The 10704-nt window shown below is 70.9% G+C and carries 6 protein-coding genes and 1 pseudogene; 5 read left to right on the top strand and 2 right to left on the bottom strand.

Annotated features, from left to right (window positions below; translation table 11 throughout):
- The 4 genes and pseudogenes from ACRDP3_RS26970 to ACRDP3_RS26955 form a co-directional block, all read left to right on the top strand.
- Positions 1 to 579 (top strand): annotated as a pseudogene (locus tag ACRDP3_RS26970) (hypothetical protein); the annotation flags it as partial.
- A 272-nt stretch (positions 580 to 851) separates the two neighbouring features.
- On the top strand, positions 852 to 2147 hold the full coding sequence (locus ACRDP3_RS26965; RefSeq protein ID WP_431519622.1) for an ABC transporter substrate-binding protein: 1296 nt from the start codon (positions 852 to 854) through the stop codon (positions 2145 to 2147).
- Between the two features lie 124 nt (positions 2148 to 2271).
- A complete protein-coding gene (locus ACRDP3_RS26960) occupies positions 2272 to 3648 on the top strand; it encodes a carbohydrate ABC transporter permease (protein ID WP_431519621.1) in 1377 nt (458 codons plus the stop codon).
- Entirely contained in the window at positions 3645 to 4607 is a 963-nt protein-coding gene (locus tag ACRDP3_RS26955; protein WP_431519620.1) for a carbohydrate ABC transporter permease, read from the top strand. Before ACRDP3_RS26960 ends, ACRDP3_RS26955 begins: the two co-directional genes overlap by 4 nt.
- Before the next feature lie 33 nt (positions 4608 to 4640).
- On the opposite strand, the gene ACRDP3_RS26950 is transcribed toward ACRDP3_RS26955, so the two are convergent.
- Positions 4641 to 5606 carry a class I SAM-dependent methyltransferase gene (locus tag ACRDP3_RS26950; protein WP_431519619.1) on the bottom strand — a complete coding sequence of 322 codons (966 nt, stop codon included), beginning with the start codon at positions 5604 to 5606 and terminating at the stop codon, positions 4641 to 4643.
- Between the two features lie 361 nt (positions 5607 to 5967).
- On the opposite strand from ACRDP3_RS26950, the gene ACRDP3_RS26945 reads away from it, so the two are divergent.
- Entirely contained in the window at positions 5968 to 8412 is a 2445-nt protein-coding gene (locus ACRDP3_RS26945; protein WP_431519618.1) for a glycosyltransferase family 4 protein, read from the top strand.
- Here the strand turns inward: ACRDP3_RS26945 and ACRDP3_RS26940 are convergent.
- The gene (locus ACRDP3_RS26940) at positions 8367 to 10592 is read right to left on the bottom strand and encodes a hypothetical protein (RefSeq protein ID WP_431519617.1); all 2226 of its coding nucleotides are present in this window, start codon (positions 10590 to 10592) and stop codon (positions 8367 to 8369) included. The two genes, ACRDP3_RS26945 and ACRDP3_RS26940, sit on opposite strands and share 46 nt — an antisense overlap.
- Positions 10593 to 10704: the final 112 nt, after the last annotated feature.

The following is a 10704-nucleotide window of genomic DNA, read 5'->3' as shown; positions in this document are numbered from 1 at the left end:
GCGGCGAGCCGCCCGGGGGGCTCACTCGCCCGACTCATCGTCCTCGTCGACGACTTCGACACCCTCGTCGACCCCGCGCTGGGCAATCCGGGCCGTCCGGCCGCGGGTTCGGTGGTGCGCGCCCTGGAGTCAGTGGCCCGGGACGGGGCACGGCTCGGGGTGCACCTGGTGGCGGCGAGCGGCCGCACCGACCGGACAGCCGACACCGCCGTCGCCCGGGCGGCGGCGCTGCGCGTTGAGCTGACCGGTGTGGGAGGCGCGGATCCCGTCCCCGGCCGCGGCACGCTCACCACGCTCCACGACGGCACGGTCACCGCCTTCCAGTCGGGCCGGGTCACCGGCCGCATCCCGCGTACCTCGACGCAGCGTCCGGCCGTCGTGCGGCTGGACTGGACCCGCGCCGGTGATCCGCCAACCCGGCGCCCCGTACGGGAACTGGGCAACGGCCCGACCGATCTCGCACTGCTCGCCAGCGCGACGGACCGGGCCGCGCGGTCACTTGGGCTGGACCCCCAGGAAACGGGCACGTCTGTGGCCGGCAGGTCACGGAGTGGTCAAGATGATGGTTCCGAGAGCTAACAAAGGATTGCGGGACCTGCCCGTCCGGCGTAGGAATTTGCGCACGGGGTGGAGGGCGCGGACCAGAAGCCCTCATGCCCGTGTGACACAACAGCACGGCAGCCGAACGGGGGCCGTGCCTCAGATGGGGACGGCGGGAAGCTATGCGTACTAGGCTCCGTGCGACTGGTACTTCACGTACCACGAGCAACATCAGCACCTTCGGCGGCATCCGCACCACCAGGACGGCCGCGCGTGCAGCGGTTGCCCTGTGCACGGTCGCGGCTCTGTCGATGACCGCCGCCTGTGGCGGTGGCGGCAGCGACGACAAGGGCGGCTCCTCCTCCCAAGCGGACGAGAAGAGCGTCAAGCTGCCCAAGCTCAAGGGGGAGAAGCTCCAGGTCGCCGCCGTCTGGACAGGCGACGAAGGCAAGAACTTCGCCAAGGTCCTCGACGCGTTCGAGAAGCGGACCGGTGCCGAGGTGGAGCTCACTCCCACCGGCGACAACGTGGCCACGTACCTCGGTTCCAAGATCGAGGGTGGCGCGCCGCCGGACGTCGCGATGCTTCCGCAGGTGGGCGTGTTGAACGAGTTCGCCGAGAAGGGCTGGCTCAAGCCCGTCGACGACGCCACCAAGGCGCAGCTCAGCAAGAACTTCTCCCAGGGCTGGCAGGACCTCGGCGCCAACAAGGGCAAGCAGTACGGCGTGTACTTCAAGGGCGCCAGCAAGTCCTTGATCTGGTACAACACCGCCGCGTACGAGAACGCGGGCGTGGGCGAGGCGAAGACCTGGAAGGACTTCCTCAAGAACGCGCAGACCATCGCCGACTCCGGCGTCGAGCCGGTCTCCGTCGGCGGCGGCGACGGCTGGGTGCTCACCGACTGGTTCGAGAACATCTACCTCTCGCAGGCCGGTCCGGAGAAGTACGACCAGCTCGCCCAGCACAAGATCAAGTGGACCGATCCCTCGGTCAAGAAGGCACTGACCACCCTCGGAGAGCTGTTCGGCAAGAAGGAACTGCTCGCCGGCGGCAACAAGGGTGCGCTGCAGACCGACTTCCCCACGTCCGTGACGAAGGCCTTCGACTCCACGGACTCCCCGAGCGCCGCCAGCGTCTTCGAGGGAGACTTCGTCGGCATCAACGTCGCCAAGGAAACCAAGGCGAAGATCGGCAAGGACGCGAAGGTCTACCCGTTCCCGTCGGTGGGCGGTGAGGCCCCGGTGGTCACGGGTGGTGACGCTGCCGTGGCGCTGAAGGACAGCAAGGCCGCTCACGCCCTGATGACCTTCCTCGCCTCCACCGAGGCAGCGGCGGTCTGGGCCCAGGAGGGCGGATTCGTCTCGCCCAACAAGGAACTGGACGGCTCGGCCTACCCGAACGACGTGCAGCGCGAGATCGCCAAGGCGATGATCGATGCGGGCGACGACTTCCGCTTCGACATGTCCGACCAGACCCCGGCCGCCTTCGGCGGCACCAAGGGCAAGGGTGAGTGGAAGGCACTGCAGGACTTCCTGAAGAACCCGAAGGACGTCGCCGGCGCGCAGAGCGCCCTCGAGGCAGCCGCCGCCAAGGCGTACAAGGACTGACGCCCAGCGGCACAACAGCCGGTGCCGGGCCCGTCGTTCGCGACGTGCCCGGCACCGGCGTCGCCGCCGGACCCGGACCGACCTCGACCTGAACATCCGTACCCGGACAGGGGACACCACCGTCATGCCCTCCCCCCAAACCTCTCCACCCACAGACGAACCACCCGGCGCCGCCTCGGCGCCCGCCGGGCCGCGCACCAAACCCGCCAGCGTCTCCGTGATGCGCTCGCGGCCCTGGATCGCCTTCTCGTTCCTGCTGCCCGCCATGCTGCTGCTGGGCGCCCTGGTCGTCTATCCCATCCTGTACTCGGTCTTCCGCAGCACCTTCGACGCTTCCGGATCGGGCTTCGTCGGGCTCGGCAACTACGTCGAGGTCTTCACCGACGACAACATCCTGACCGCGTTCAAGAACAGCATCATCTGGGTCATCGTCGTGCCGTCCGTGTGCACCGCGCTGGGTCTGATCTTCGCCGTCCTGACCGAACGGGTGCGCTGGGGCACGGCGTTCAAGCTGATCATCTTCATGCCGATGGCGATCTCCATGCTCGCCTCGGGCATCATCTTCCGGCTCGTGTACGAGCAGGACCCCCAGCAGGGCGTCGCCAACGCCGTCTGGGTCGGGGTGCACGACACCTTCGCCGAATCCTCCGCCTGGCCCGGCGCCCGGCCCCGGCCCAACGCCGACCTGGCCAAGTCCGGCGGCGGCGACTTCACCACCAAGTCGTCGGTCTCCGCGGCCGATCCGGCCAATCTCGGGCTCGTGGGCGTGCCGCCGAAGGACGCGGCAGGCGCCGCCGAGGCCAAGACCGCACCGTCCGGCAAGGCCGGCGCGGTCACCGGCACCGTGTGGCTCGACTTCGCCCCCGGTGGCACCGGCAAGCCCGACGTCATCGACCAGAAGGAGAAGGCCCTCAGCGGTATCACCGTGGAAGCGGTCAAGGGCGGCAAGGTCGTCGGTACGGCCAAGACCGGCGGCGACGGTACGTTCTCACTCCCGTCCGAGGCCGACGGAGCCAAAATCCGCTTGCCGGCCTCGAATTTCGCGGAGCCCTACAACGGCATCGACTGGCTCGGCTCGACCCTGGTCACGCCCTCCATCATCGGCTCCTACATCTGGATGTGGGCGGGCTTCGCGATGGTGCTGATCGCGGCCGGACTCGCGGGCGTACCCCGTGAGTTGCTGGAGGCCGCCAGAGTCGACGGCGCGAACGAGTGGCAGGTCTTCCGCAAGATCACCGTTCCGGTACTGGCTCCCATCCTCGGAGTCGTCGTCATCACGTTGATGATCAACGTGATGAAGATCTTCGACCTCGTCTACATCATCGCCCCGAGCGCGAGTCAGAACGACGCCAACGTGCTCGCCCTCCAGCTGTATCTGTCGTCCTTCGGCGCGGGATCCAACCAAGGCATCGGCAGTGCCATCGCCGTCATCCTGCTGCTGCTCGTCGTGCCGGTGATGGTCGTCAACGTCCGTCGCCTGCGAAGGGAGTCCCGCCGATGACCGCAGTCAGCGCGGCCCAGCCAGATCCCACCGCCGCAATCGACTCGGCGCCGAAGGCGACGCCGCCTTCCGGGCAGCAGAAGTCCTCGGTCGCCGCCCGGCTGATCTCGCTCACCGGCCACTGGGCGGTGCGGCTCGGCCTTGTCGTGATCGCACTCGTGTGGCTGATGCCGACCGCCGGGCTGCTGAGTTCGTCGCTCCGCAGTCCGGAAGACATCGCCGTCTCCGGCTGGTGGCAGGTCTTCGACCTCAACTCCAGCTTCCCCTGGGTGATCAACGCGAGTCAGCTCACAGGCGCGAACTACGACTCGCTGCTCGCCAACGAACTGGTGACGGGCTCGCTCTTCACCACGTTGCTGATCACCGTCCCTTCCACGATCACCGTGGTGATCATCGGCGCGCTCGCGGGCTACGCCTTCGCCTGGCTGGACTTCCCCGGCCGGGACTGGTGCTTCCTCGTGGTCGTGGGGTTGCTCGTGGTGCCGGTGCAGGTCGCCCTCATTCCGGTGGCCAAGCTCTTCAACACCCTGGGCCTCTTCGAGACCACGCCCGGTGTGGTCGTCTTCCACACAGCCTTCGGGCTGCCGTTCGCGGTCTTCCTGCTCCGCAACTTCTTCGCCGAGATACCGCGCGAACTGCTGGAGGCCGCCCGTCTCGACGGTGCCGGCGAAGTCCGGCTCTTCACCCGGGTCGTGCTGCCCCTGGGCGGCCCGGCGATCGCCTCACTGGGCATCTTCCAGTTCCTGTGGGTGTGGAACGACATGCTGGTGTCGCTGATCTTCGCCGACGCCAGCAGTCCACCGATCACGGTGGCGCTGCAACAGCAGGTCCGCCAGTTCGGCAACAACATCGACGTACTGGCCCCGGGCGCGTTCGTCTCGATGATCATTCCTCTGATCGTCTTCTTCGCCTTCCAGCGGCAGTTCGTCTCCGGGATGATGGCGGGCGCGGTGAAGTAACCGGCACCGCGGCACGCGGGGCGGACCGCCCCGTCAACGGCCCCGGGCGCGCAGCGCCCGGGCCAGCGACCGGGTGAGCACCGGCGGCAGTACGTCACGGGCGATCCGGCGGGGCAGCGAACCGCCCGGCCGCCCGGACCCGCCGGTCCGCCCCGCACCGTCACCCTTCACCTTCCCGTCCCGGGCCCCGGCCCGGGATGTCTGATGCCGGGAGACCGGCACCCGCGGCGCTGCCGCCTTGCGTCCCCCCACCAGCAGCAGCCGGTGCCCGGCGACGTCCTGCCACTGCAGCCAGCAGTCGCCGCGCTCGCGCAGCGCCGCGTGCAGCTCGTCCTGTACGGCGGCCGGGTCGCCCCAAGTGCCGTAGAACTTCTGACTGGTGACACATATCGGCCGCAGCCCGCCCTCCAGCACGGCCTGCCAGGTGGCGCAGGAGACGCCCGGTGTGTGCTCCGAGCGGTAGTCGTCGAGGACGACGAGGCCCTCCGGCGCGAGTGTGCCGCGGGCGGCGGCGATGTCGGGGTGCACGTGCTCGTACATGTGGGACGCGTCCACGTGCACGAAGCGGCAGCTGCCCGCCGCCACCTCCTCGGGGACGACGGACGTCGGCGCGTGCAGCACGCGCGGCAGCTCGTCGTGGAAGGAGAGGAAGTTGGCCTCGAAGGCGCGGCGGGTCAGCGTCGCGTAGGAGCCGCGCATCTCCCGCTCGTTGTGCCGGGTGGGGGCTTCGGAGCCGAACAGGTCGCAGACCGTGAAGGTCTCCTCCGCCCGCAGGTACGCGCGCATCATGATGGCGCTCTTGCCCAGGTAGGCGCCCATCTCCAGCAGGTCGCCGCGCTGTTCCAGCCGCCGCTGCCGCTCCAGGAACCAGTCGAAGAGAACGATGTCGCCGTTGTAGAACCAGCCCGGCACGTCGGAGAAGTACCGGGGCTCGGGCAGCTCGTCGGCCTTGGCCGCGGCGGTGGAGGCGTCGGTGTGGGTGGTGGCGGCTGCGTTCATGAGGCACTTCTCCTCGAAGGACGGAGGCGGGCGGCCGATGCCGGAGGACGCCCGGGGCTATCGCCCTGTATAGACGGGGGCCGCCCGTACGCGCACGCCCGCACGGCCGCTCCGAAAAGGGCTTCGGCTGACCGACGGGCCGCGTCCACCGACGGTTCAGCTGGTGTTGCGCCCCCGACCGCGCGAGCGCCCCGTGAGGCGAACGCGCGCACCCCCCCGGCGGGCCCTGGGCACACTCATCCGATGAACACGGTTACTCCATGTCGTACTGGCTATTTTCACACCAGATAGGAACAATGCCTCCCGAACGGGGGCATTACGCATGCCCACTCCAGCGCGGCACCTGTGAGGACCTGCCCAGATGAAGATCGCTTTCCTGCTGGACAACGCCTACGGAATCGGCGGAACGATCCGCTCCACGGTGAATCTCTCCCGGGCGCTGGCCGATCGTCACACGGTCGAAGTGGTCAGCCTCCGCCGGACGGTCCGCGAGACCGCCCTCCCCTTCGACCCCCGGGTCACCATGACCCACCTGATCGATCTGCGCCGCGAGGCACGCGCGTACGACGGCGACGATCCCCGCTTCCACGAGCCCAGCCAACGCTTCACCGAGGGCGCCGACCACCTCGAACGCGGCATCGCCACCCGGCTCGGCGATGTCCGGGTCGAGGAATACCTGTCCCGTACGGACGCCGACGTCGTGATCGCCACCCGCCCCAAGATCAACGACTATCTGGCGGCCTACGGCAGCGACCGCTACCTGCGCATCGGGCAGGAGCACCTGACCCACGCGATGCACAGCAAGCATGTGCGCACCCACCAGGACGCGGCGATCCCGCACCTGGACGCCTTCGTCACCGTCTCCTACGCCGACGCGGCCAACTACCGCGCCGCCCTTCCCGGCGCCGGCACCGCAACCGCCGACGGCGAGGCTCTGATCACCTGCATCCCGAACGCCGTCCCGGCGGTGGACGTCGAGCCGTCCGACGGGGACAGCAAGCTGATCGTCGCCGCCGGCCGGCTGATCAAGGTCAAGCGGTACGACCGCCTGATCAGCGCGTTCGCCCTGGTGTCCGCCCAGCACCCGGACTGGCGGCTGCGGATCTACGGGCGGGGCCGGCAGCAGGCGACACTGCGCGCGAAGATCGACACGCTGGGACTCTACGACCGGGCGTTCCTGATGGGCCCGCACTCCCCCATCGAGACCGAGTGGGCCAAGGGCGCCATCGCTGCGGTCTCCTCCGACGGCGAGTCCTTCGGGATGACCCTCGTCGAGGCCATGCACTGCGGTGTGCCGGTCATCAGCACGGACTGCCCCTACGGGCCCGGCGAGATCATCGACAACGGGCACGACGGCCTGCTCTCACCGCTGGGCGAGGAGCCGTTCAGCGTCCGCGCGTACGCCGACGCGCTGATCCAGCTCATCGAGAACCCCGAGCTGCGGTACCGGATGGGCCAGGCCGCGCTGGACAAGGCCGCCCGGTACGCGCCGGAACGCATCGCCGGCGAGTACGAACAGTTGATCGAGAAACTGCTGACACAACGTCGCCCCTCCGCTGCGCAACCCGATGAAGCCGGGTCCAAGGCCGAGGCCGGGGCCAGGACCGGGACGGTGCCCGAGCCCGTCAGCACGGTCGCCCTCACACCGGGCACTCCCGGCCGCACCCCCGCCGCGCCCCCCGCCCCCGCCTCGACCCGCCCGCTCCGCCGCCGCATGCGGCGGCTCGCCGTGCGCACCCTGGGGCCCGTACTGCGGCCGGCGCTCCGGCAGTGGCGGCGGCACCGCGGCACGGAGCGTCCCACCCCGAAGCTGCGCCGCCCCCTCGCGCGCGCCCGGGTCGCCACGGACGGCTCGCTCGTGTTCCGGCTGCTCGCCAAGCGGCTTCCCAAGGACGAGTCGGTGCTGGTGATGCACGCCCGCCGCGCGGGCCCCGAACCGCTCCGGCTCCCGCTGCCGCCACGCGCCAAGGCTGTCGACGGCTGGGTGGAGGTCCGGCTCAAACGCGGCGCGCACACGTTGCCGGAGGACCGCTGGGACGTCCATGTGGAACGGGTGGCGGACGGCAAGCGCAAGCGGGTGCACTCCGGACTCGTCGAGACCGCCCGGCTGCTGTCGATGCCCGCCCCGCTCGACGGTGCGGGCGCCCTCGCCGCCTGGGTGCCCTACACCACCGTCGACGGCTATCTGGCGGTCCGCGCCTGGCACCGCCCCGGCCACGCGGAAGTCACCTCGGTCGAACTCGGGCAGGACAGCTGCACCGTACGGGCCGACCTGTACGGGCACGCGGCCCGCCCGGACGCGGCGGCCAAGGGCACCGTCCTCGCCGTCTCCCGCACCGAGTCGGAACCCGGCTTCGAGCTGCCCGTCCAGCTGTCCGCCGAGCCGCCGGTGTCCCCCACCGAGCCCACCGCCGCCACCGACCTCATGGCCCCCGCTCCGTCCCTCTCCTTCGAGCTGCCCTACGAACTCCCGGCAGCACTCGACTCGGGCGATACGAAGGGGGTCTGGGACCTGTGGCTCAGGCCGGGTGCCCAGGGGACGGTGCCTGTCCGCTTCGGCCGGCTGCTGGGCGATCTGGCCGACCGCAAGAAGACCGATCTGGTGCCCCGCGTCCGGCTCGGCGAGACCGAGACCGGGCTGCGGCTCTATTTCTCGCTCAGCAACGACCTGGTCGTGGCCCTCCAGCCACTGCCGCTGGCCGAGCGGGCCGAGGTGCTGGCGGCGGACGCCGCCCCCGCGACGCCTTCGGCGCCGACGGCTCACAGTGCCTCTTCCTCCCCGAGCACCTCGGCCAGCAGTACCTGATCGGCACCGGCGGAAGCCCTCACCGGCTCGTCCGTCCGGCCGTCCAGCCCGTCGGCGAGCTGCGCACCGCAGCGCACCCGGTGGGCCTCCGCCTCGACCCGCAGGTCGAGCACGGCACGGTCGAAGCGGACCGGTGAGGGCGGTTCGTCCGGGCCGAGCAGATACGCCTTGAGCTCCATGCGGTCCGCGCGCCGCGTGTCCGCGGACGGGTCGCGGACCGACTCCAGCAGGGCCGCCATCCCGTCCGCCGCCGCGGTGAGGATGGTGGCGGCGCGTACGGTCGGGAAGCCCGCGCGGAACTCCTCCTCCGGCAGGCCCGTGGTGTTGACGACCGCGTAGGGCTTCTCGCTGCTGAGGTAGTCGGACAGCACGCTGGAGACGTCCGAGACGAGCAGGTCGGCCTGGTTGAAACAGGTGTAGATCCCCGGCCGCGCTCCGGTGATGACCAGGTGCTGCCACGGCGGGGACGCACGCCAGTAGCACTCCTCCCAGCCGGCGACGGCCTCGAGGACGGCTGCGGCGCCCGACTGCGCGGGGGCGGGACCGGGGACGGGACCGGCGGCGGCGGCGGGACCGGGGGCAGGCGCGGGAGCGACCGGTGCGGGCTGCAGCAGCATCCGCTCCGCCTCGTCCCCGCCCCGGCGGCGACCGGGCTTGCTGAGAGCCGTCAGCTCCGCGGTACGCCGCGCCAGCTCGACTTCCGCTTCCGCGACCGCTGATGCCTCCGCTTCCGCGTCCGCGCGGGAGCGGGCATCGGAGCGGGCCGCGGCGGCACGCCGCTCGTTGGCCTCGGCGATCAGGGCGCGGACGCGTCCGTCCGCCTCCTTCACCGCCGGGTCGACCGAACCGGTCATCGGGTGCGGCTTATAGAGCAGCCGCACCCGCTCATCGGCGAGCAGCGCGGTCACGACCGCCTCCCCGGCCAGTGCGAGGGAGGTGTTGCCGGGATCGTCCGTCCAGCCCTCCCAGGTGGGCGCGTACAGCACGGTGAGGCGGTCGCCCGGGGCGGGCGGCCCGGCGTACGGGCGGATGGGGGTCAGCTGCGGCCGGCCCACCTCGACCACGTCCGGGTCGGCGACTCCGATGTCGGCCAGCCGGTAGCGCTCCCGGGCCGCCGGTCCGGCCACCCATACCTGGTCGTAGGCCTTGGCGTACGGATTGCAGGAGGAGAGCTTGTCGCTCTCCCCGTGGTTGATGAAGGCGTGCTTGATGGTGGGGATGCGGAGCACCTGGGAGGTCTTGCCGGAGTTCGCCGGGTGCAGCAGCACCGGCAGTGTGGAGTGCTCCAGCCGCATCAGATGGGCGACCCGGGGGATGCACAGGACCGGTACGTCAGTGGCGTCGATGCGCTGCACCATGAACCGCTCCCGCAGCACGATGACGGGCCGGCCCGACAGTCCTTCCAGCGTCGAGAGCCACATGTTCGCCTGGTACGCCGAACTCGTGCCGCCGGAGAAGTACATGCCGACCGTCGGCCGGTAGGCAGCCAGCCACCCGTCGAGCCAGGCCAGCACCTCCTCCTCCCCGGCCGGCCGTTGCCCGGGCAGCAGCCGGCACGCCAGCTGTACGACGCCGGCGAGCAGCACCGTCCAGCACATCACCCCCACCCACGCGCCCCAGCGCGCGTCGCCCGTGGCGGCGGTGACCCCCATGCCGCCCGTGACCAGCGCGGTGGTCCCCCACAGCCGTGCCGCGCCGTACCGCCCGAAGAGCGCGGGCGGGGCGGGGGTGAGACGGAGCGCGGAGGCGTCGATGTTGCGCGTGACGATCGGCAGCCTGCGGGAACGCCGTACCCGGGCCGCCACCCCCTGGCACAGGAAGTGCGTCGCCCAGCAGCCGAGCAGCGCCACCAGCAGCCACGCCGCGGCAGGCGCCGGGCGCAGCACGCCCAGTTGCGCCAGCCCGCCCAGCAGAAGACCGTCCCGGAGCAGTTGCCGTACGGGGTGATACAGCTGGGCGCGGGCCAGGCCGCGGGCCAGTCCCCGCTGCCCCCTCAGCAGCCGCGCCTCGCACAGGATGCCGAGCGTCGCCCCGGCGATGACGAGCGCCGTGGACGGGAGCAGGATGCCCAGCAACTGCAGCACGTACCCGAGAGCGAGCAGAGCCAGCAGGGCAAGGGTGACGACCGCACGGCGCGACGGCCGCCGGCCTCCTGCCCCGGCGTTCGATTCGGTGCGCATGGGCCTCCCCTGGGGCGTGCCCTCGACGGTCCCTTCCAGCTAAGACCGTCCGCGGGGTCTCCGCGCCCCGGAGACCGCCGAACGTGCGTCCGGGCACACGGCAGTGCCCGGA

Origin of the sequence: Streptomyces sp., assembly GCF_050698815.1 — a bacterium.
In the GTDB taxonomy this organism is placed as follows: domain Bacteria; phylum Actinomycetota; class Actinomycetes; order Streptomycetales; family Streptomycetaceae; genus Streptomyces.
Note: the sequence above shows the minus strand (reverse complement) of the source record. Positions and strands in the feature narration are given on the sequence as shown.